The organism is Loktanella sp. Alg231-35 (assembly GCF_900143545.1).
Taxonomy (GTDB): domain Bacteria; phylum Pseudomonadota; class Alphaproteobacteria; order Rhodobacterales; family Rhodobacteraceae; genus Yoonia.
This window is the reverse complement of record NZ_FREV01000002.1, coordinates 234,989-255,968: the sequence shown is the minus strand read 5'-3', so window position 1 is coordinate 255,968 and position 20,980 is coordinate 234,989. Positions and strand designations below refer to the sequence as shown.

General features: G+C 55.0%; 20 protein-coding genes. 12 read left to right on the top strand and 8 right to left on the bottom strand.

Features of this window, described 5'->3' with window-relative positions; all coding sequences use genetic code 11:
• Positions 1 to 2 precede the first annotated feature (2 nt).
• Entirely contained in the window at positions 3 to 872 is an 870-nt protein-coding gene (locus DHN10_RS04855; RefSeq protein ID WP_108814121.1) for an SMP-30/gluconolactonase/LRE family protein, read from the bottom strand.
• A 109-nt stretch (positions 873 to 981) separates the two neighbouring features.
• Here DHN10_RS04855 and DHN10_RS04850 point away from each other — a divergent pair, with 109 nt between their 5' ends.
• The 6 genes from DHN10_RS04850 to DHN10_RS04825 all read left to right on the top strand — a co-directional run bounded on the left by DHN10_RS04850 (position 982) and on the right by DHN10_RS04825 (position 7,126).
• Positions 982 to 1,653 carry a GntR family transcriptional regulator gene (locus tag DHN10_RS04850; RefSeq protein WP_108814120.1) on the top strand — a complete coding sequence of 224 codons (672 nt, stop codon included), beginning with the start codon at positions 982 to 984 and terminating at the stop codon, positions 1,651 to 1,653.
• A gap of 186 nt (positions 1,654 to 1,839) precedes the next feature.
• Complete coding sequence (locus DHN10_RS04845) at positions 1,840 to 3,342, top strand: sugar ABC transporter ATP-binding protein (protein WP_234417027.1); 1,503 nt, start codon at positions 1,840 to 1,842, stop codon at positions 3,340 to 3,342.
• A complete protein-coding gene (locus tag DHN10_RS04840; RefSeq protein ID WP_108814118.1) occupies positions 3,339 to 4,331 on the top strand; it encodes an ABC transporter permease in 993 nt (330 codons plus the stop codon). The genes DHN10_RS04845 and DHN10_RS04840 overlap by 4 nt, the downstream gene beginning before the upstream one ends.
• Positions 4,332 to 4,389: 58 nt before the next feature.
• Positions 4,390 to 5,385 (top strand): substrate-binding domain-containing protein, encoded by a 996-nt coding sequence (locus DHN10_RS04835; RefSeq protein ID WP_108814117.1) that lies wholly within the window; start codon positions 4,390 to 4,392, stop codon positions 5,383 to 5,385.
• 53 nt (positions 5,386 to 5,438) lie between these two features.
• Positions 5,439 to 6,329 carry a hypothetical protein gene (locus DHN10_RS04830; RefSeq protein ID WP_108814116.1) on the top strand — a complete coding sequence of 297 codons (891 nt, stop codon included), beginning with the start codon at positions 5,439 to 5,441 and terminating at the stop codon, positions 6,327 to 6,329.
• Positions 6,317 to 7,126, top strand: a complete 810-nt coding sequence (locus DHN10_RS04825) for an NAD-dependent epimerase/dehydratase family protein (protein ID WP_108814115.1) — start codon at positions 6,317 to 6,319, stop codon at positions 7,124 to 7,126. Before DHN10_RS04830 ends, DHN10_RS04825 begins: the two co-directional genes overlap by 13 nt.
• A gap of 497 nt (positions 7,127 to 7,623) precedes the next feature.
• Here the strand turns inward: DHN10_RS04825 and DHN10_RS04820 are convergent, their stop codons facing one another.
• The 3 genes from DHN10_RS04820 to DHN10_RS04810 form a co-directional block, all read right to left on the bottom strand.
• Entirely contained in the window at positions 7,624 to 7,830 is a 207-nt protein-coding gene (locus DHN10_RS04820) for a hypothetical protein (protein ID WP_108814114.1), read from the bottom strand.
• 230 nt (positions 7,831 to 8,060) lie between these two features.
• Positions 8,061 to 8,903, bottom strand: coding sequence for a sugar phosphate isomerase/epimerase family protein (locus DHN10_RS04815; RefSeq protein WP_234417025.1), 843 nt, complete (start codon positions 8,901 to 8,903; stop codon positions 8,061 to 8,063).
• Positions 8,900 to 9,883 carry a fatty acid desaturase gene (locus DHN10_RS04810; protein WP_108814112.1) on the bottom strand — a complete coding sequence of 328 codons (984 nt, stop codon included), beginning with the start codon at positions 9,881 to 9,883 and terminating at the stop codon, positions 8,900 to 8,902. Before DHN10_RS04810 ends, DHN10_RS04815 begins: the two co-directional genes overlap by 4 nt.
• 160 nt (positions 9,884 to 10,043) lie before the next feature.
• On the opposite strand from DHN10_RS04810, the gene DHN10_RS04805 reads away from it, so the two are divergent.
• The 3 genes from DHN10_RS04805 (at position 10,044) to DHN10_RS04795 (ending at position 14,056) form a co-directional block, all read left to right on the top strand.
• The gene (locus DHN10_RS04805; RefSeq protein ID WP_108814111.1) at positions 10,044 to 12,071 is read left to right on the top strand and encodes an NADPH-dependent 2,4-dienoyl-CoA reductase; all 2,028 of its coding nucleotides are present in this window, start codon (positions 10,044 to 10,046) and stop codon (positions 12,069 to 12,071) included.
• A gap of 201 nt (positions 12,072 to 12,272) precedes the next feature.
• The gene (locus DHN10_RS04800) at positions 12,273 to 13,178 is read left to right on the top strand and encodes a LysR family transcriptional regulator (protein ID WP_108814110.1); all 906 of its coding nucleotides are present in this window, start codon (positions 12,273 to 12,275) and stop codon (positions 13,176 to 13,178) included.
• 206 nt (positions 13,179 to 13,384) lie between these two features.
• Entirely contained in the window at positions 13,385 to 14,056 is a 672-nt protein-coding gene (locus tag DHN10_RS04795) for a GGDEF domain-containing protein (RefSeq protein WP_234417023.1), read from the top strand.
• Between the two features lie 4 nt (positions 14,057 to 14,060).
• Here DHN10_RS04795 and DHN10_RS04790 read toward each other — a convergent pair whose 3' ends face one another.
• The 4 genes from DHN10_RS04790 to DHN10_RS04775 are packed head-to-tail and all read right to left on the bottom strand — an operon-like array spanning position 14,061 to position 17,011.
• The gene (locus DHN10_RS04790) at positions 14,061 to 14,999 is read right to left on the bottom strand and encodes an OmpA family protein (RefSeq protein WP_108814109.1); all 939 of its coding nucleotides are present in this window, start codon (positions 14,997 to 14,999) and stop codon (positions 14,061 to 14,063) included.
• Positions 14,996 to 15,562, bottom strand: coding sequence for a peroxidase-related enzyme (locus DHN10_RS04785; protein WP_108814108.1), 567 nt, complete (start codon positions 15,560 to 15,562; stop codon positions 14,996 to 14,998). The genes DHN10_RS04790 and DHN10_RS04785 overlap by 4 nt, the downstream gene beginning before the upstream one ends.
• Before the next feature lie 4 nt (positions 15,563 to 15,566).
• A complete protein-coding gene (locus DHN10_RS04780; protein WP_108814107.1) occupies positions 15,567 to 16,292 on the bottom strand; it encodes a GNAT family N-acetyltransferase in 726 nt (241 codons plus the stop codon).
• Entirely contained in the window at positions 16,289 to 17,011 is a 723-nt protein-coding gene (locus DHN10_RS04775; RefSeq protein WP_108814106.1) for a competence/damage-inducible protein A, read from the bottom strand. The genes DHN10_RS04780 and DHN10_RS04775 overlap by 4 nt, the downstream gene beginning before the upstream one ends.
• A 242-nt stretch (positions 17,012 to 17,253) precedes the next feature.
• On the opposite strand from DHN10_RS04775, the gene DHN10_RS04770 reads away from it, so the two are divergent.
• The 3 genes from DHN10_RS04770 (at position 17,254) to DHN10_RS04760 (ending at position 20,965) form a co-directional block, all read left to right on the top strand.
• Positions 17,254 to 17,739 (top strand): molybdopterin-dependent oxidoreductase, encoded by a 486-nt coding sequence (locus DHN10_RS04770; protein ID WP_108814105.1) that lies wholly within the window; start codon positions 17,254 to 17,256, stop codon positions 17,737 to 17,739.
• An 82-nt stretch (positions 17,740 to 17,821) separates the two neighbouring features.
• Positions 17,822 to 20,254 carry a PAS domain-containing hybrid sensor histidine kinase/response regulator gene (locus DHN10_RS04765; RefSeq protein ID WP_159086919.1) on the top strand — a complete coding sequence of 811 codons (2,433 nt, stop codon included), beginning with the start codon at positions 17,822 to 17,824 and terminating at the stop codon, positions 20,252 to 20,254.
• A 96-nt stretch (positions 20,255 to 20,350) separates the two neighbouring features.
• Entirely contained in the window at positions 20,351 to 20,965 is a 615-nt protein-coding gene (locus DHN10_RS04760; protein WP_108814103.1) for a response regulator transcription factor, read from the top strand.
• The last annotated feature ends 15 nt before the right edge of the window (positions 20,966 to 20,980 follow it).

Here is a 20,980-nt window from a genome sequence, read left to right as displayed (position 1 = left end):
GCTTATCCAGTGAATGGCATGTCGATCACGCCGTGAACGCCGGGTTTGACGGCAAATAATCCGCCGGAGTCCGGTTCTTTTTTTAAGGCAGCCTCATCGCTCATCAGGCGAGAGGTCGTAATGAAGAGCGTGTCGAGGTCTGGTCCCCCGAACGCGCAGCAAGTTGGTTTCCACACCGGGACGTTTATGACGCGATCAATGGTGCCGTCGGGCCCAACCCGCACGACGCGGTGGCCTTCCCATTCGGCATTCCAAACACCGCCTTCGGCATCGACACAGGATCCATCCGGCAATCCGGGCTCAGCTTTAAAAGATGCGTGCACACGCCGTCTGGAAACGGACCCAGTGTTGGTATTGTAGTCAAAGGCCACAATTTCGCGGTCTGGAGTATCGGCGAAATACATCGTGGTGCCAGCTGGGGAAAAACAGGTGGAGTTGGCGCAGGATACTTTGTCGATCAGAGTTCGAACCGAGAGATCGCTGTCGATGCAAATCACCGACGAATCCGGCGAACCCGACACTTCGTTCATGCCGCCGACGACAAGACGTCCCTGCCGATCGGTCCGCCCGTCGTTCAATCGAGTTTCGGGGTTTTCAGGTTCGAATCGCGTGACGAGGGTTTCAGACTTCGTTTCTGGATCAAACAGAACAACCCGATCAGCATAGGCTACGATCAATCCGCCAACTTCTCGTGGGGCAAAGCAGCAAACCCGCTCGGGCATTTCATGCGAAGCGCTGGAAGAGGTCGAAGGGTCATAAGACCAAAAGGCGCGGCCTTCGATATCCGTCCACCAAACAAGCCCGTCTGCGGGGTTCCAAAAGATCCCTTCGCCATGCTCGTTTTTGCAGTCGAGAACCAGCTCCGCATGCATCAAAAATTTCCTCCCAAGGCGCAATTCTGATATCTGATATTCCAGCTTGCCCTATCTGGTGTATCAGATATCTTGACCCTTGCAACTCATTTTTTAGGGAGGCCTGTTTATGGCACTCGAACGGCCCAAATCGCTCCGGGAATTAGCGCTGGAACATTTGCGAAACAGCATAATTGATGGCTCTCTAAAGATGGGGCAAATCCTATCGGAGCGGAAAATCTCGGAGGAGTTGGGCGTTTCAAAATCCCCGGTGCGCGAAGCGCTTGCACAGTTGCGGGACGAGGGATTGGTTAGCATCGAGCCGCAGAAAGGCGCCCGCGTGTTTTCGCTTTCTGATTCGGAAGTCACGCAGATCTGCGACTTCAGACAAGCAATCGAAACGGCTGCATTTGAATATGCCCTAGCAAGAGACCCTGATGGCCTGGCCGAGGGCATGCTGCGAGTGGTGAAGGCGATGGAGCGCGAACGCGGGCGCGGCAATGAGAAAGAGTATCTGGCACTTGATACACAGTTTCATCAGTTGATTTTTGAGCACGCCGGAAATGATTATCTCACGGCGAGCTATACACGCTACGTCGGCAAGATTGCCGCGCTTCGAACCCATTTAGCGAAGTTGCCACAACATACTGAACTTTCATTCGACGAGCATAGGAAGATTGCCAAAGCCGTGCGCCAAGGAGACATGTCGGAAATCAAGGCACTCCTGGTAGAACACATTGACCGAACGCGGCAGGCCTACAAGAGCGCATCCATCGTGTTGGAAGGCATGAAGACGTCCTAAGGATCACGAACGACTATCTGAGGGCGGCCCCCAAAAGGGGCCGCCTTTTTCATGGCCGAGGCTTCCGTTTCGTTATCGGTTGACATCTGAGATATCAGATGTCAGATAGAACTTGGGAGGAATACGATGTCGTTAAGCTTGTTAGGGAATCCAAGCGTTTCGCCACCCCTGATTCGATTGGATCGGGTGAGCAAGAGCTTTGGCATGAATGTCGTTCTGGACGGCGTGGATTTTGATTTGCACCCTGGTGAGGTTCACGCCCTATGTGGGGAGAACGGCGCCGGTAAGTCCACCTGCCTGGGGCTTCTCTATGGCCTACATCAACCATCTGGTGGACGAGTTCTTCTCAACGACAAGGAAGAACGGATCGATACTCCCTCACATGCGCAATCACTCGGTGTGGGGTGCGTATTTCAGGAGTTGAGTCTCGCCGGCGCACTTTCTGTCGCGGAAAACATCTATGCTGGGCGTGCGCCAACCCACTTCGGTGTCGTTGACTGGCCGGAGTTGCGCCGCCGCGCCGAAGAGCTTCTGGCTGAATTCGGTCTTCACATTGATGTGTCAAAACCCGTCGACAGCCTGCCGATCAGTTCCCGCCAGATTGTCGAAATTGCCAAAGCACTTTCCCTCAATTCGCGTATTTTGTTGCTGGACGAACCCACATCCGCACTGGCCCCAGACGAAGTCGATGCTTTGTTCGATGTCCTCCGTTCTCTGACCAAGAAAGGGATTGGGATCGTCTACGTAAGCCATCACATGGCCGAGATTTTCCGGATTTCCGATCGCGTCACGGTCCTGCGGGACGGCCGCAAGATCAGCACTTTGCCCGTTTCAGAAACGTCTCAGGAACAGGTCGTTGCTGAAATGATCGGCGGGGCGCACCCCGACGAGATTAACCGATCCGAAGATGCCACCGGCGAAGTGGTTCTTGACGTCAACAAGCTGTCGCATCCAGGAGTTTTCGATGACATTTCTTTTTCCATCAAGGCTGGGGAAATTGTCGGTATGGCCGGGCTGATGGGCGCGCGCCGCAGTGAAATCGTCCGTTCACTCGTGGGGCTCATGCCCGGCGCGACGGGCAACATCCATATGCATGGGCAGCCCGTCAAATTCACTTGTTTGCGCCAAGCCATGCGGCACAGCGTTGGCTTTGTTCCCGAAGAACGCAAAACCGAAGGGCTCTTCCTTGAGCAATCGCTCAGCGACAATCTGATCGCCGCGAGCCTGTCTGATCACACACGCCTTGGAGTTATGCGCAGAGCTTCGATTAAGGGCGCTGCCACAACGGCGATTGACGCGTTTAGCGTCAAAGCCAACGGGGCGTTCGAAGAAGTGGGCGCTCTGTCCGGTGGAAACCAGCAAAAGATCATGCTGGCCAAATGGCTAAAACGCGCACCCGACCTATTAATCGTGGAAGAACCGACAAAAGGCGTCGACGTGGGCGCAAAATTCCAAATTCACACTGAACTGTTGCGGCGCGCAGCCGACGGTATGGCCATTCTGGTCGTGTCCTCTGACTTCCCGGAATTGCTATCGTTGTCCTCTCGCATTTTGGTCGTCCACGATGGCCAACTTGCCGGCGATATCCCTGCTCATGAAGCAAACGAGGACGTTGTCTTGCAAATGGCCGCGGGGACGACAGCCACGCCAACCGCACCGTCAAACACATTAACAGGAGCCGCATCATGACCATGGTCGCTCATGCAGAAACCACACCCAAACTGCCGCTCATGCGGCGTATCCTCAAGGCCTTCGTTGATATCCGCGAACTGACCCTCATCGTTCTGATCGCCGCGATCATCATCGTGATGGCAAATGTTAACCCATATTTCTTGAGTTTCTCGAATTTCCGAGCCGTAGCTGTAGGCATGGCCCCGACGGCAATTATCGTTATTGGCATGGCTATTCTGCTGGCATCGGGCGGATTTGATCTTTCGGTCGGGTCCGTCATGGCCCTGTCCTCGACAGTCGTTGCCATGTTGCTTTTGACGGGGATGCCAATTCCACTTGCCGTCGTCTGCGGCCTGATCCTGGGTGGCGTTGTCGGAGTTGTGAACGGAGTACTCGTAACGGGCCTTGGGATTAATCCGCTTATTGCGACGCTGGGAACAATGTCGATTGCCCGCGGTATCGCGCTGGTTCTAACGGAGGGATTCTCGGTTTCCAGTCTGCCACCTGCATTCGCTTGGATCGGCAAAGCCGACATTGGCGGATTACCGGTGATGGTTTTGCTTACTGTGCTGCTCGTCATCCTATTCGATCTGGCCGTACGCCATACGCGGTTTTTCCGCCAGGTCTATTTCATCGGGGCCAATGAAAAGGCCGCAATGCTGTCAGGCATTCATGTTACGCGCGTGCGCATCATCCTCTATGCCCTGACAGGCGTTCTAGCCGCCTTGGCTGGTGTCCTTTTGGCCTCTCGTTTGATGAGTGGAACACCCACGGCGGGCAGCGGAATTGAACTGCAAGTGTTAGCGGCAGCCGTCATCGGAGGCGCATCCCTTCGCGGCGGCGAAGGCACGATCCTTGGCGCATTCCTCGGCGTCGTCTTCGTTGCGCTGATCAACAACACGATGACCATGCAGGCGGTTTCGATCTACTGGCAGATGATTGTCATCGGCGGGGTCCTCGTCAGTGCTGTCGCACTCGACATGCTGATCCGCAGCAAGCGCGGCTAGGCCAACACACCAAATTCAAACGAACCAGTAACCAAACGATCCAACAAGGGAGATCACAATGAACGACATCAAAGTAAACCGCAGAAAGCTGTTAACAGCGAGCACCACAGCGGGCCTGGCCGCCGCCTTTGGTCTGCCTATGCTTTCAAAAGAAGCGATGGCGCAGAACGCTGACAAGGAATACGTCTTCTTGTCCATCGTTACGCAAGTGCCATTCTGGGTGGACTACCGCAACGCGATGGAAGATCTCGAAGAGCTGATGGGGATCAAGACCACGTTCACCGGCCCACTTGATTTCGATACCGCCGCGCAGGCGCGTCAGCTCGATGAACTGATCGCCCGCCGTCCGGCTGGTATCCTGATCTTCCCAGGCGACCCAGCCACTTTGGCACCTGGTGTCGAGCGCGCGGTTGAAGCCGGAATTCCTGTGACTTGCTGTATCGGTGACATCCCTGATAGCCCCCGTTCTACCTTCTTGGGGATCAACGGCGTGCAAGCCGGACGTGTCGGAGGCGAAATGCTGGCGCAAGCTATCGGCGGCAAGGGCAAGGTCATCCTTGGCACGTTCCCCGCACCTTCAACGCTGGAGCGTGTCGACGGCTACAAGCAGATTTTCGAAGAAAAATACCCGGAGATCGAAGTTGTCGACGTGGTCAATGACCGCGCCGACCCATCCTATGCGCCAACGGCTTACCTTCAGGCCATTCAGGCCAATCCTGACATCGTCGGCATCGGAGGAACCGATGGTGACAGCGGCAAAGGGGCTGCAATTGCGGTAAACGAAGCCGGGCGTACTGATATCAAGATCGTTGCGATGGACCGCAACGATGACATGCTCCCGTACATCGAAGACGGAACAATTCACGGAGCGGTGGCACAGAAGTCATACCTCGAGGTTTTTCTCGCCTTCCATATGATGCATTGGCAAAATACGGATGGGCTCAAGGTGCTGCCGGACTGGAAAGCCGCTGGCATCAACCCCCTGCCCGAGCGTGTCGAGACTGGCGTAATGCCTATCACGGCCGAAAACGTCGCGCAGTTCAAACACGTCTAAACGAAGCCCCGGCGCAGGAAACTGCGCCGGGCGCCCGCAACTGAAAGCGCCTCATGCCAAACCAATGGACATCTTTGCAACTGGCGAGCGGTGATCTGGAACTGGTGATCCTCCCCGGCATAGGTGGCCGCATTTGGGATGTGGTTTTTCAAGGGAAATCGCTGCTCTTTCAGAACCCTGACCTGCTCGGAATTCAATTTGATATTGATGCCTTATCTGAGTTGCCAACACGATCCCCGCAGTTCGGTTTTCCGTTGTGGGGCGGTGAAAAAACATGGATTGCCCCTGATACGTCGTGGCAAGATGGTGGTCCCTTTGCGACGCTGGATAGTGGCCCCTACCAAGTGGTGTCGCAAGATGTTGATCACGTCGTATTGGAAAGCGCGATCTGTCCTCACTCGCACCTGTCTGCAGCGCGGCGCATCACTGTTGCGTCCCCCACCAGATGGAACATCGAACATACCGTGACTAACCACGGCACCAAGCCTCGCATGACAGGCATCTGGTCGGTCATGATGATAAACACACCCGCAAAGATTGGCGTGGCGATGGATAACCCTGCAACTCACACTGTATTTGGGCATGCAGAATCCCTAATCTCAGCTACAACAAATTGCGTCATTGCGAATTGCGCAGAACAACAGGAATTCAAGGTCGGGCTTGCTAACCCGTACGGGGAGACCCTCATCAAAAATGATGAAACCGGCACGTGGATGATGTGCTCCACTCCAAAGCTCGCCAGTGGCGACGTTTTTGCCCACGGTCAGCCGGTCGAGATTTTCAACTCGGGTGACTACCCCTATTGCGAAGCCGAATGGCATTCACCGGCAAGGGATTTGGGCCCCGATCAATCAATGCAATATCGGCAGGACTTTGAAATTGGCTCAGCTGATGCCCCCACATCCTATCGAACTCAAAAGGAGTTGGTCACATGCATGTCCTGATCACAGGTGCTGGCGGGCATCTGGGCCGCAAACTATTTGATACGCTCGAAGCGACCCCTGAATTCACTGTGTCTGGGATCGACATCCGGCCTGTGGACCATCCCAACATCCACACCGAAGATCTCTCAGGCGATCCAAAATGGGTTGCACGGCTTAAGGGTGTTGATGTCATCGTCCATCTGGCAGGTGACCGGGAACCGGCTGCAAGTTGGTCTTCGGCAATCAAACACAACATGGATGCAGCGCTCTCTCTCTACCACCATGCGGCAGCGATGGGCGTAAGACGCGTGGTGCTGGCGAGTTCAAACTGGGTCCACGGTGACAAGCGGTTTGCGCAGGATCGGCTGGACAGCAGTACACCACCGGGTCCGGTTAACGCGTATGGTATGTCAAAACTCTTCTGTGAACGGACCGGTGCCTATTTCGCCAAACATCACGGGCTTTCGGTCATTTGCATGCGGATCGGATGGACACAATGGACACATGACAACCAACCCGGCCCCCATATGGCGATGGGCCGGTGGGGGCAGGAAATGTGGCTAAGTGACCGGGATTTTCTGCAAGGCATGCACGCAGCGATTGTTGCTGACAACGTCGAGTTTGCGGCACTGAACCTGATGTCGGACAATCCGGGCATGCGGTGGGATATCTCTGAAACAAAAAGAACAATCGGGTATGCCCCTCAAGATGGCGCCAAAGCGAGTATTACACCACTGATCGCAATGAAATCTGCCATGAAAGGCTTCTTTTCCCACAGTCTCGTGAAAGCCATCGAAAGCCGCTTTCCGGATTGGTGATCAACGGAGCGAGTATGACAACAAAAGTCGGAATTGTTCCCGCCCGTTGAAGTCGCCAAAAACAAAAGGAAATTGGGTGCAGATCAAAGTCAGTTGAATGAACTTCCACCTGGTATTATTTCTATGGAGCGAAGGTCGACTTTCCAGCAGGTGTTTATCGCTGCAAATGCAGCTTTGGAAAAGCAGCCATTAGATGAATAATCTCCAAAGTCGGTTTTGTCCCGCAAAGCGGTCATCATGACGGGCAGCTGCAGCGCTTTGCATCAATGTCCGCCTTGGAGAAAAAAGCGTTGCAGCATTGCTTGATCAGGTCAGGGAAGTGCAACCACGTTCGACGTTAAGTTCTGAGCGGTCGCGAACTTGGCCCACGCTTCCATGAGCAGGCAGCGTTTATCGAACAAGTGGCTGCGAGCGTAAGCTGCTTCAGCTTTGTCTTTGACACCGTGAGCAGATGCCGCTTCGACTACCTCGCGCGGAAATGCTGTTGTTTCGCCTGCTCAATCGCGGAATGTTGAGCGGAAGCCATGGACGGTGATGTCGTTGAACTTCATCCAGCGCAGCTCTGCCGTCATGCACATGTCTGAAACGGGTTTGCCTGGATTGGCCTGATTTTCAAACACACGTGCCGTGTCATTCCCACGCGGTCCAAGAAATGCGATGGCCGCCCTGCTAAGTGGGGCGCGGTGTTCTTTGCCTGCTTTCATTCGCTGGGCGGGGATCGTCCACGTCGCGTTCGGTCACCAGTGACCTGCCCCCCAAAGCTTCCCTTACTTGATGTAGAGTTTTCTCAGCCGCTCGAAGGAGCAAACAGGTGCGAAGGAGCCGATTTAGCGAAGCCCGGATTATTGGAACGGCCAAAGAGCACGAGGCGGTAGAAAACGGCGGCCAATGACCGCGCTGAATTTACTGGGATGATGGTGCCACGTCCACGTATCTAACCGTTACCGCCCAGATCAGCCCAGATCTCGCGCACCCAACGCATGATCACCTGCGCCTCTTCCCAACGGTTTGACATCTCAACGCCATCTGGTCCGGTCATCGCATATTCTGGTGGCCCCAGCTCACACACAAAGATGCAATCCCCCGACGCATTCCGTGCCCGCCAATCGGCCAACCCTTCGCGCCACCAGCCTTTGAACAGCTCCACCCATTTCTGGTGCTGGGGAAAATCCAGTTGCAACTGGATTTGCTGGCGCGAGGCGACCCGCCCTTGAAAACTGTCAGACCGTTGCAAGATGCGGCTCATTAACCCCAGATCATTCTCTGACAGCGGAAACCAAAACTCTCGGTCCACCACATAGTGCGATAGGTCCGCACAGATCCGCAGGTCAGGAATACGGTCGAGCAATTGCAGCGTCGTATAAAGGTCATTCGTGATGCAGTTTCGATGCGTCTCAAACTGGATAGGAACCCCAATCCTGTCGGCCATACCCATCCATGTTTCAATCACCGGCACCATGTCATCTAACGCAATCGGCATCACCTGCCCGATCACATCGACAAAGGGCGCGCCGAAATCAGCGGCCATATGCAGGGTGTCTTCGAGGCTTTCAATGGTCTTGGGAAAAGCCACGATCAACGGCGTCAACCCGTTGGCCTCCATATGCGGCCTGACCGCATGGGCGACGGCCACATCGGACGCTCCCAAATCAATCGCCATCCCGTCAAACCCGGCCTCTGCGACCATCTTACAAACCTGATCATGGGGAAGTTTCACCCCCGTCTGATCATGCGGCTGCATCGCCCAGAGAGAAGTGTAGACCTGAAGCCGTCTCACTCCGCTGGCATCCGCGTCACCCGTCCGCCGCTGCGCGGAATGATCCAAACCTCATCCATGGGGTATTGGCTTTCATCCTTGGCCATCAGCTTGCCGATAACCTGAACCTGAAACTCCAGCCAGCCCATGCGGTGGACCTCGCCTGCCTTATCTTCAATCCGGTCATTCAACTCGCGTAGTTTCCAGAACGGCACAGCGGGGAATGTGTGATGCGCTGTGTGATAAGGCATCTGCCAGCACAGCCAGCGTTGTAGCGCATTAGCACGGGTCGAGCGGGTGTTTTCCATGATATCGCTCTCATGGCTTAGGCCCAGATGCTCGATCGTATTTTGCAACTGATGTACGGGTTTGGTCAGAAACATCGGGATCAACCAAAAGCTCAGTGCCGCCCAAGACGCGAACACCACTGACAACAATGCAATCACGGCATAGCCCAGTACGTGCAGGCGGCTTTCGGTGATGATCATGGCTTCTTCTTCGGTTCGGATGAATGGCTCAAGAATGATCCCGCGCGTGCGCCGCACGACACCAAAGAAGCGATTGCGCCAGTACGTAATGCCGCTGAGCCACAAAAGATACGTCGTCAGGGTATACGGCTCGCGCACCAGTTCGCCGTCACGCTCCCAATCCTGAGTGTATTGGTGATGGGCGAAATGCATCACTTGATCATAGTCGCGCGGAAAGACCTGAACAAAGCCGACGATCCGGCCGAATACTTCGTTTAGTTTGCGCGTCTTGAACACGGTGGCGTGGCTTAGCTCGTGCTGGGCCGCGTAGAGGAAATTCAGCAAGATGCCCAGCGCCAAACCCGTTAGCCAGACCCAACTGGTGCCCATGGCTTGCGCATGCAGGATGCCTGCAGTCACAATCGCACCCAGATGGCTGGCCATTTGCAGCGCCCCGCGTAGATCAGAGCGTTCGGACAGGCTGCGCAATTGCGCGGGCGTTAAAAGGTCACGGCGGGAAAAGCTAGCTTCCATCTGTCTCTCCTTCTTTCGCAGCGTGTAAGCAAATCGCGTCTCGGTCAACGTTTTCCTGCCTTGTAGCGGTCCTTGCATAAGACGCCCAATGACGCCGCGTTGGGGGGTGACGATGGGTCTAAGTTTGGCCATGCTTTGCGCCAAAGAGAAAGGCATAGCTATGACCCAATATCCCAATCTTCTGTCCCCCCTCGATCTGGGTTTCACCACACTGAAGAACCGTGTGCTCATGGGGTCGATGCACACCGGACTGGAAGAAACCAAGGATTGGAACCGCGTGGCCGAATTCTATTCCGAACGTGCCCGTGGCGATGTCGCGCTGATGGTCACTGGCGGTATGGCTCCCAACCCCGAAGGCGGTGTTTTTCCGGGGGCCGCCGGTCTCTACACAGATGAGGATATTGCCAACCACCGCATCGTCACTGATCGTGTGCATGCAGCGGATGGCAAGATCGCTATGCAGATCCTTCATGCAGGGCGTTATGCCTATGGTCCTACTTGTGTGGCGCCGTCACCCGTGAAATCCCCCATCTCGCCCTTCCCGCCGCAAGAGCTGGATGAGGACGGTATTGAGAAGCAGATCAGTGACATTGTGACCGCCGCTGTCCGGGCGAAAGAGGCCGGGTATGACGGGGTCGAGGTGATGGGGTCCGAAGGCTATTTTATCAACCAGTTCCTTGTCACGCACACTAACAAACGCACCGACCGCTGGGGTGGTTCTTATGAGAACCGCATGCGCCTTCCGGTTGAGATCGTCCGCCGTGTCCGCGAAGCTGCGGGCACTGATTTCATCTTGATCTATCGCCTGTCCATGATCGATCTGGTGCCCAATGGGTCAACCTGGCAAGAGGTTGTGCAATTGGCCAAAGCTATTGAAGCGGCTGGTGCCACAATCATCAACACAGGCATCGGCTGGCATGAGGCGCGCATCCCCACAATCGCCACATCCGTGCCGCGCCGGGCCTTTACTTGGGTCACCAAAAAGCTGATGGGCGAGGTGAACATCCCAATCATCACCTCCAACCGCATCAATATGCCTGAAGTGGCCGAAGGCGTGCTGGCCGATGGTTGCGCCGACATGGTCAGTATGGCCCGCCCGTTTCTGGCCGATGCCGATTTCGTGGCCAAGGCTGCTGCTGGCAAGGCATCAGAGATCGCACCTTGTATCGCCTGCAATCAGGCCTGCCTGGACCACACCTTTAGCGGCAAGATGTCATCCTGCCTCGTGAATCCGCGCGCCTGTCACGAAACCGAGCTGGCAATCGCACCTACTACTGATGCGCCCAAGACCGTTGCCGTTGTCGGGGCTGGCCCAGCGGGCCTTTCTGCTGCCCTAAGCGCGGCAGAGCGCGGGCATAGTGTCACCATCTTCGACAAATCTGACGAAATCGGTGGTCAGCTCAACATGGCCAAGCAAGTGCCCGGCAAAGAAGAATTCTGGGGGCTTGTTGATTACTATCGCACCATGGTCACTAAGGCTGGCATCACCCAGCAACTGGGCACAACCGCGACACCTGACACGCTCACTGGTTTTGATGAAATCATCATCGCCACAGGCGTCGCACCGCGCGATCCGGCAATCCCCGGTCAGGATGGTCCCAATGTGCTGTCCTATATCGACGTGTTGCGCGGCAAGGCCAAGGTCGGCCAGAACGTTGCCATCATCGGCGCTGGCGGCATCGGCTTTGATGTTGCCGAATATCTGGTCACAGATGACAGCCCGACAGAAAATCTGGAAGAATGGCTGGAAGAATGGGGCGTCGGCGACCCTGCACAGACGCGTGGCGGCCTGCGCCCTGAAGGGCCACAACCTGAAGCCCCCGTGCGGCAAGTCACCCTTCTTCAGCGCAAGTCCGAGAAGCTGGGCAAGCGTTTGGGCAAGACAACGGGCTGGATTCACCGCGCCGGGCTCCAGATGAAGAATGTGCAGATGGTCGGCGGCGTGAACTATGAAAAGATCGACGCCGAAGGGCTACACGTCAGCCAAGGCGAAGCGCGCGAGAACCCGCAGGTTATCGCAGCCGACACGATTGTGCTGTGCGCAGGCCAGGTACCAGAGCGCAGTTTGGCCGACGCGTTGATCGCGTTGGGGCGCAATGTGCATGTGATCGGCGGGGCTGATGTGGCCGCCGAACTGGATGCCAAGCGCGCAATCAATCAGGGAACGCGATTGGCCGCGGCACTTTGACGTTCATCTAATTGCGGCAGGATTGAGGGGGTAGCGGCGGCGCTACCCCCTTTGCTTTATAGTAATTCTGATCTCTTGGCTGTTTCCAATGAGGCACCAAAGCGGATTCATACCGCCATATTGTCAGGCATTGGTCCCATTCCTGCCCGATTTCAAGATCAAATAGGTGGGCAGGTGTAATGTATGTGATTGGGAATTTTGATGGATCGCCTGACTGAAATGGAGGCCTTTGCGACAGTTGTCGATCAAGGTGGGTTTACGGACGCCGCCAAGAAGATGGGTATCTCTAAATCCGCCGTTTCCAAACACGTATCCTCGCTTGAGGCCCGCCTTGGCGCACGCCTGCTGAACCGGACAACCCGCCGCGTCAGCCCAACGGAAATCGGGCTTGCCTATTATGACCGTGCGCGCCGTGTCCTGAACGACGCCGGTGAAGCCGATGCGTTGGTCACCTCTATGCAATCGGCCCCGTCGGGGCTGCTGCGGATCAGCGTCGCCACTGATTTTGGCGTGAACCACCTATCACCTGTTCTGGGCGATTTTCTGACTGAATTCCCCGACATCACAGTGAACATGGTACTCAACAACCGTTATGTTGAGCTGATCTCGGAAGGCTTTGATATGGCTGTGCGAATCGGAGAGCTGGAAGACAGCACCCTGCGCGCCCGCAAACTGACCGACACAACCAAACGCATGATCGCGGCCCCTGCCTATTTTGAGCAATACGGACGCCCCGAAAAGATCGATGATCTGAATGAGCATAAGCTGCTGCACTATTCCAACCAGGCCAATTCGGCGGTTTGGAAACTGACCGCGCCGTCTGGTGAGAAACGCCAGGTACGCACTGCTGGCTGGCTAACCGTGAATGATGGGCAATCGCTGCTGAACGCCTGCATCGGCGGGCTGGGTATCGCCTATTTGCCAAGTTTCCTTTACGCCGACGCCATGCGCGACGGTCTGGTCGAAGAGGCGATCCCTGATCTGCCTACCGAGACGCAAGGCATTTATGCCGTCTACCCGCCGGGCCGCTTTACACAGCCCAAGGTCCGCGCCTTCATCGATTTCCTAGCACATGCGTTTGCAGACAAGGGCCCCGATGTTTGGTAATCCTTCAGCAACGGTGACCTGGTGCATCACTGCGCAATCCCAATACGGGTCGCAGCAAATGATGGCCTACATTAAGCCAATCGCAACACATGCCTCATATGGTCTTGCCAGATCGTATGAGGGACGGCATGGACAGATTGATGCGTTTGCTAGCACCGCGAACTGCAATGGGGTTCTGCCTCCGATTTTTGTATCTTGTCGCGCTCATGACCGCCGCAAACGTGTTCGTTCATCACGTCGCTGATGATCAGCGCTTAGGCTCTGTTCGGTACCACATCCTTCATGCAATGTTCGTCAGCGGCCCTTTGGTCACTTTCTTTCTTGCGGTCACCTATTTCCAAATCCAGTTGCAAAAGAAACTCTGGCGTCTGTCACGCGAAGATGGGCTTACCGGGTTGAACAACCGGCGTTCCTTTTTTGATCAGACGGCAATCGCGCGAGCCGCCAAGAAAGAAGGGGTGTTGATGATGCTTGATGCCGACAGATTCAAAGCCATCAATGACACTTATGGCCATCAAGCCGGTGACGAATGCCTCAAAACCATCGCATATACGATCAAACGCAATGTCCGGCAGGCCGACGTGGTCGGGCGCATCGGTGGCGAAGAGTTTGCAATCTACCTGCACGACACCTCGATCCGGCAGGCACGCGCTATTGGGGAACGCCTGGTAAAACCCATCTCGTTTCGGACCCATGCAACCGAACCACTGTCGGTGACTCTTTCCATCGGGGTGGCCACCACATGTGCAGAGTGCTCAATCGATGATATCTTTGGATATGCAGACCATGCGCTTTATCAGGCAAAGCAGGCCGGGCGTGCGCGGATGGTCATATTTGACGAAACCACTGCACAGCCACTCAAACAAGGCGCGGCCTGACGTGTTATTCACTGGTTGAGGTCACGATCACTTCGACCCGTCTATTTGCCTCGCGGCCGGCTTCTGTCAGGTTTGTGGCAACCGGCGCGAGGTAACCCATACCTTCCGCCTCAAGCTGCCCGCGATCTACACCATAAACTGCCACGAGTCGTTCCAGAACCGAAGCCGCGCGCCTTTTGGAAAGCGCGATATTGCCTTCCAGCCCGCCCGCCGCATCCGTGTGTCCGACAAGCGCCACGGTACGCGTAGGATAGGTCAATAGGTAGTCCGCCAAGGCCTGCAGTGATGCATATCCCGCTGCACCTAGCTGAGCAGAGCCGGTTTCAAACGTCAGATCGCCAAGGATCGCGCTGCCGGTCTGGTCCAGTTGCGCAGCAATGCCGGCTTGCGATGGCGCGCCTGACGCGCGGATCGCGGGGGCAGCAGCCACCGCCAGCGGAGGCTGTTCTTCAACCACCGGACCAACATGTGTGATCTGCACAAATCCCGCCTGCGCGGTTCGGCTGGTAAACAGGCTCAGATACTCGGGGCCGTTCTCGCCGGTCCGCTCTGCCGCGAGAAACCGAAAATCCCCGATGTTGATCCGCATTTCCGGTGGGGGGAGCGTTTCCACGCCAAAACGGAAATCAAAACCGCCGCAAGCCTCGGTTTGGCATTCAAAAATGATCCGGTACCGGTCATTGCGCAGTTGTTCGCGCAAGGGTCGAACCAGTTGCAGCGTGGTCAAAGAGGCCGCTTCGATCCGCCATGCCTGCTGCACCAAGCGCCCTTCGACCGTCTGGACGGGCATCTCGCCCCGATCCCAGATACCCATGGGCAGCACATAGCTGTCCACCGGGCTGACCACCTCGCGTTGCAAACTGGCGTTCGAGGGGAAATCCAACGTCTGGGCCTCGGCGGCCCCCGCCCAAAAGGCGATCAGGACTGCCAGAATGCGGATCATCGCGCCTGCGCGTGATAGGCGTCGTTTGGGGCCATCTGCGTGGCCGAAGCAATCCGGTTGCTCATGTTATAGAACCCGGTGACCGCGGCGATGTCCCAGATGTCACGGTCCGAAAACCCGACCTGCCGTAACGCATCGCGGTCGGTTTCGTCGATCTTGGCGCTAGCGACGGTCATCACCTCAGCGAATTCCAGCATCGCCTTTTGGCGTGCATCCAATGGGGCCACCCGCCAGTTCATCACCAGCATCTCACCCAATTTCGGATCACCGGAAAGTTGGCGCACGGCAGCACCATGCGCGGTTAGGCAATAATAGCACTTGTTGATCGATGACACGGTGACCGCGATCATCTCGCGTTCCAGCTTGGATAACCCCGACTCGGCCAGCATCACGTCGTTGTATAGCGCTGTGAAGGCGTTCAGCTTTTCGACGTCAAATGCATAGGCTTGCAGGACATTTGGCACCATCCCCAGCTTTTCCTGGCAAATATCAAAGTACTTCTGCGTATCTTCGGGCAACGGATCAACTATCGGAAGATCAAGGGCTGTCGGTTGGTCAGTCAAGGGATCACTCCGTCAAAATGCGATAGTGATATTGTCCCACAAGCGTCATGCCGAGGGAAGTGTAGAGCGCATTGGCCCCATCATTTGCCTGTGTCGTCACCAATGTCAGATAAGTCGCACCAGCATCCAGCGCCCAAAACGCCGCCGCACGGGTCAGATGCCGTGCCAACCCCTGCCTGCGATGTGCATTCCCTATTTCTAGCGCATGAATCATCGCATAATCAGCAGCGACACCCACAAAAACCGTACCTGCTGGCTTGTCGTTCAGTCTGCCCAGCAAAGTGGTTTTTGGCGCGCGCGCCCGCTCCATGACGTCCAGCCGTCCTTGGCCGATCCCGCCTGCGCCCCAAACCTCGGCCTGAGCGGCCAGCGGTGGCCAGACCTGAAATGACGTCACCGGCGGAGGTCGTTCGGTTGCAATCTCGGCTGCAGGGGCCGCGTACATATTCACGGGATCCTTAATCACATAGCCACATGCGGCGAGCATCGCATCGAGTGCGTCATCCCCTTCGCGGATCATGAAAAGCGGAGTTTGCCCCGCTTCGCGCATCGCATCTGCGGCCTCTGCAACGTCATCCGCGGTCACTTCCATCTCCGCTGTCGCCGCGCTCACCCGGCTGCTGCCGCTGCCATCAAGGCGGACCGTCCACGGCCCGACGACCTGTTTGGCAGAGGCCGGCCAGGTCCCATCAATAATGGCGTAGAGTTTCTTTGCATTGGGTAGGCTCATGGGGCGAAGACATCCGATAGGGCAGCCATAGCTTGTTCCAGCCGCGCACGGTCGCTGCCACGCACAACGATATTGGCACCGTAAACACCGTCTTTCTGGAAAGGGTATGAACCAACAGAGAGGTCTGTGAACTGCGCGGCAAACGTGCCCAAGGGCCCTGCGATGTCCCCCTCGCCACGCACCACACGCAAGGTCCGTGACAACAGCGGTTCGCCCCCTGTCAAAAGCGGCAAAACGCTCGCAACCATCGCCTGAAATACCGACGGCACACCGGCCATCACATGCACATTGCGCAGCGTGAACCCCGGCGCAGTGCTGACCGGATTGTCGATGAGGATCGCCCCATCAGGAATGCGTGCCATGCGCAGCCGGGCGGCGTTCAATTCTTGCCCGGACCGGTCATAATGGGCCTGCAACAAGGCACGCGCGTCATCACGCACGTCAATGGGCGTTTCAAAGGCGGCCGCGATGCAATCAGCGGTGATATCGTCATGGGTCGGCCCGATGCCGCCACTGGTAAAGATATGATCGTAACTTGCCGACAATGCCTGAACCGCTGCGATGATTGCGTCGCGGTCATCGCTCACCACACGCACCTCTTGCAGGTCGATCCCCATCGCCGTCAGTTGCCCCGCCAGATAATGCATATTCGCATCGCGCGTGCGACCTGACAGTATCTCATCGCCAATCACAAGCATTGCGGCGGTTGGGTTGGGCATCTGGTGGATCTCCTGTCTTATCAATCAGGTTATAGGGGCGGCAATGGAATTTGCCACGCCTCTTGTCCCTGCACGATTGATCCGACGCCTTACAGTGACAACTTGATGCAACACGGATCGTTGTCGATCACAATTCTCGTGATTGGAGCTCGAAACTATACGAAAGAATAGAAAGCTACTCTCATGGTTCGTTGAGCCCGTCCTTCAATCAGATAGCTCGGGGTATGAGTGAGGACCGACCTATGAAAACTATCATGAAGACACTAACGCTATTGCTCGCAACAGCCGTTTCCACCGCTGCGGCAGATGACGCGCAAGGCGTTATTTTGACTCTTAGCTCAACAACACAACCCGATGTTATGACTGAGTTCACGCTTGTGGAGTTGGAGGCCCTTGGCGAAGGACAATTTACAACAACCACAATTTGGACCACCGGCCCCCAGACATTCTCCGGCATATCCTTGGATGTTTTCTTGGCATCACAGGGCATTGAAAGTGGAACAATTTTGGCAAGTGCGATCAACGACTACACGGTTGAGATCCCGGTGAGCGATGCCACTGACGATGGCCCAATGATCGCTTACAGATTGAATGGCGAAGAAATGTCCATTCGCGACAAAGGTCCACTTTGGATTGTTTACCCTTATGACTCAAAAACCGACTATCAAGCCGAAGTCATCTACTCGCGGAGCATTTGGCAGTTGGACAGGATCACTATCGCTAATTAGAGTCTGTCTTAAACCGATAGTGGGGCGTCATATGTCAAGCCGACAGAATTCGGAACGATCTGGTCGCCAAATCTCTGTGATTATGGCGACCCTTTTTTGTATCGCCGCAGTTCTTTTCTTTGCGCGTGACGTGGGCGACGAGATTGACCGCCTCGAAGCAGCACGATCTGATAACATCCAATGGACGTTGAGCCAGATCGAAGTCGAATTCCTGGAATACTCGATCGCACTGCGGTCCACGCCTGAAACCAACGATGCTAAGTTTTCTCGGCTTCGTCGTGAGTTTGATGTTTTCTACAGCCGCATCTCAACCCTAAACAACGGGCAGCTGTTTTCGGGGCTACGGACTGAACAAGGTTTTTCTGACCTGCTGGCGTCAGTGAATCAATACCTTCAATCGACAGCCACCTTGATGGACCAAGACGATCTCGCCCTTGCCGCGTCACTACCGGCAATTGCGGAAACGACAAATGACATTCGACCTGACGTGCGTTCGCTTGCAAATTCAGGGCTAAATTTCTTTGCACATCTTGCAGATAGGCAGCGGACAGCCGTCTCTGGCGCGCTGTCAAAGCTAGGTTACATCGTTTCTGGGTTGATTGTTTTGCTGTGTGGATTGATCGTTTACCTCAGCTGGCTCAATGCGCAAGGCCAACGACGTCAACGTGAAGCCTATGAAACTAACGAGCGCATCCAAACGATCATTTCGACATCGTTGGACGCGGTCATCGTAGCTGACGTTGAAGGTGACATTCTTGAGTTCAACAATGCCGCCGAAGACATATTTGGTCATAAAGCAGAAAACGTTTTTGGAAAAAATATTGGCGAAGTCATTGTGCCCGAGCACTTTAAGTCTGGCCACGACGCTGGCATGAAACGCATGAAAGAAAACGGAGAGAAACGCGTCGTAGGTCATGGACGCGTTCAGCTTGAGGCCGTGCGTAAAAACGGCGAGATCTTCCCAGTTGAACTGGCCATCCAATCGGCCGAAACGGAAGATGGCGCACTCTTTATTGCTTTCTTGCGGGACATTTCAGAAAAGGTCGCGGCAGAAACCGAGCTCGTCGCGGCGCGCGACAAAGCGCTTGAAGGCGAAAAGGCCAAGGGTGAATTTCTGGCCGTGATGAGCCATGAGATACGCACACCGTTGAATGGCCTGCTGGGAAACTTGTCTTTGCTGAAAGATACAAAGATAGGAAAAGACCAGCGCGAATACTTAGCTAATATGGAGACGTCTGGCCGACTTCTGCTAAGTCACGTGACGGATGTCTTGGATATCACACGATATGACACTGGCACCTTGCAACAATCACGTCGCGCGATGTCCGTCGAACCGTTCTTGCAGGACTTGTTGGACAGTCAAGCAGGTCAGGCCGAAGTTCAGAATACAAAGTTGGAATGGACTTGGCGCGGCAGGCCTGTTGGGTCGATCAATTCTGACCCAGATCTGTTGCAGCCAGTCTTGCTAAACCTGATTGGCAATGCAGTAAAGTTTACCAAGAGCGGAACGGTTCGGGTCGAAGTTGAAAAGATGGGTGGGCCTGAGGATGAACCAGAGCTGGAATTTCGAGTGATCGACGATGGCGTCGGTATTGAACCTGAAAAGCTCGATATGGTTTTCGACGACTTTGTAACTGGAAATATTTCATTCAATCGGTCTTCTGGTGGGACGGGACTTGGGCTTGGAATTGCACGGCGCTATGCGCAAGCTCTGGGCGGCACCTTGACCGTTGAAAGTAAAGTAGGAAAAGGAAGTACATTCACATTCCGTGCCCCGTTCCAGATGATGTCACAACTGGACCCTATCGAAACTTTCGATCATTCGACACCAGTTGAACCAATGAATATTTTGGTCGTTGAGGACAATGAGATTAACCGACAAGTCGTGCGTGAAATGCTCAACAAGATGAACCACTCTGTTACAGAGGCAGTCGATGGCAAGGCCGGCGTAGAGGCAGCGGACGGACAAGCATTTGATCTGATCTTTATGGATATCACGATGCCGGTTATGGACGGCAGAGAAGCCACGCGAGCAATCCGCGCGGGCCAGGGAAAATCATCGAATGCACCCATCGTTGCACTGACCGCGAATGTTGTCGGAGCGGACCGCGAAGCGTTCCTAAGTGACGGGATGAATGACGTTTTGAGCAAACCAATTTCAAAAGCAAAGCTAGCTGAAATACTTTCTGGAGCTTCTGCCCCGAAAGCCGTCGACGAAGGTCAGTTGGAAGAACTTTTGGAACTTTTGGGCAGTGATCGTTTTGAAGAAACACTGTCAAAGTTCAAAAACGAAGGGCATGCGTATCTGGATGCTCTGCCAAGGTTAACTGGTGAGCAACTTGTTGAGCAAACCCATAAATTCGCAGGAAGTGCGGCGATGTTATGTGCGACGCAATTGCATGAAAACCTAAAGTCATTAGAAAATTCGGCGAAATCCGAGACGCTTGAGAAGATTGAAGAAAGAAAGACCGAGGTGATCGCCGCTTGGCAAAAAACCTTACAGGATATCGGATAAAGTTATTCAATTTTGGAGCAAAGGCCATGTTGTTGCCTGCTTAACAGATTAGAGTTTAGGATAGCTGCAGCAGTTGCGCCCGGAGAGGTCAAACCGATGAAAATACTAATAGCCGACGACCATGAATTGGTCCGAGATACTCTTGCTGCTTTTCTTGAAAATGAAGACGATATTGAGGTCACTGCCGTCGAAGATTTAGACGCGGCAATCACCGCTATCAAAGGTGGCATCAGATTTGACCTTGTTCTGCTGGATTACTCAATGCCGGGTATGAACGGGCTCGCCGGGCTGGACCAAGCTATCGAAGAAAGCATCGGTCGTCCCGTGGCCGTCATGTCCGGCACGGCACCGAAAGCAACCGCGCAAGATGCTCTTGATCGCGGTGCTATCGGCTTTCTTCCCAAGACAATGGGGGCGAAATCGCTCGTCAACGCGGTTCGGTTTATGGTTGCTGGAGAAACCTTTGTTCCAGTAAAATTCATGACGGAAGAAGTCGTTGAGGACATTAATCCACTGGCAAAAGGATTAAGTTCACGAGAATTGGATGTTCTCAATGGTCTGTGCCGAGGCTTTGCCAACAAAGAGATCGCGCGAGAGTTGGATTTACAAGAAGTAACAATAAAGCTGCACGTGAAAACACTTAGCCGTAAACTAGAAGCGAAAAATCGCACTCACGCGGCAATGATCGCAAAAGAGGCCGGGCTGTTTTAAGCAGCCCGACCCGTT

What these genes read in the sequence shown, in the direction of transcription:
- DHN10_RS04790 (WP_108814109.1), bottom strand. Translation starts at nt 14,999, where the DNA reads ATGATCCGCATTCTGGCAGTCCTGATCGCCTTTTGGGCGGGGGCCGCC.
- DHN10_RS04840 (WP_108814118.1), top strand. Translation starts at nt 3,339, where the DNA reads ATGACCATGGTCGCTCATGCAGAAACCACACCCAAACTGCCGCTCATG.
- DHN10_RS04765 (WP_159086919.1), top strand. Translation starts at nt 17,822, where the DNA reads ATGGCGACCCTTTTTTGTATCGCCGCAGTTCTTTTCTTTGCGCGTGAC.
- DHN10_RS04825 (WP_108814115.1), top strand. Translation starts at nt 6,317, where the DNA reads ATGCATGTCCTGATCACAGGTGCTGGCGGGCATCTGGGCCGCAAACTA.
- DHN10_RS04780 (WP_108814107.1), bottom strand. Translation starts at nt 16,292, where the DNA reads ATGAGCCTACCCAATGCAAAGAAACTCTACGCCATTATTGATGGGACC.
- DHN10_RS04830 (WP_108814116.1), top strand. Translation starts at nt 5,439, where the DNA reads ATGCCAAACCAATGGACATCTTTGCAACTGGCGAGCGGTGATCTGGAA.
- DHN10_RS04835 (WP_108814117.1), top strand. Translation starts at nt 4,390, where the DNA reads ATGAACGACATCAAAGTAAACCGCAGAAAGCTGTTAACAGCGAGCACC.
- DHN10_RS04820 (WP_108814114.1), bottom strand. Translation starts at nt 7,830, where the DNA reads ATGAAAGCAGGCAAAGAACACCGCGCCCCACTTAGCAGGGCGGCCATC.
- DHN10_RS04855 (WP_108814121.1), bottom strand. Translation starts at nt 872, where the DNA reads ATGCATGCGGAGCTGGTTCTCGACTGCAAAAACGAGCATGGCGAAGGG.
- DHN10_RS04795 (WP_234417023.1), top strand. Translation starts at nt 13,385, where the DNA reads ATGACCGCCGCAAACGTGTTCGTTCATCACGTCGCTGATGATCAGCGC.
- DHN10_RS04800 (WP_108814110.1), top strand. Translation starts at nt 12,273, where the DNA reads ATGGATCGCCTGACTGAAATGGAGGCCTTTGCGACAGTTGTCGATCAA.
- DHN10_RS04770 (WP_108814105.1), top strand. Translation starts at nt 17,254, where the DNA reads ATGAAAACTATCATGAAGACACTAACGCTATTGCTCGCAACAGCCGTT.
- DHN10_RS04760 (WP_108814103.1), top strand. Translation starts at nt 20,351, where the DNA reads ATGAAAATACTAATAGCCGACGACCATGAATTGGTCCGAGATACTCTT.
- DHN10_RS04805 (WP_108814111.1), top strand. Translation starts at nt 10,044, where the DNA reads ATGACCCAATATCCCAATCTTCTGTCCCCCCTCGATCTGGGTTTCACC.
- DHN10_RS04850 (WP_108814120.1), top strand. Translation starts at nt 982, where the DNA reads ATGGCACTCGAACGGCCCAAATCGCTCCGGGAATTAGCGCTGGAACAT.
- DHN10_RS04810 (WP_108814112.1), bottom strand. Translation starts at nt 9,883, where the DNA reads ATGGAAGCTAGCTTTTCCCGCCGTGACCTTTTAACGCCCGCGCAATTG.
- DHN10_RS04775 (WP_108814106.1), bottom strand. Translation starts at nt 17,011, where the DNA reads ATGCCCAACCCAACCGCCGCAATGCTTGTGATTGGCGATGAGATACTG.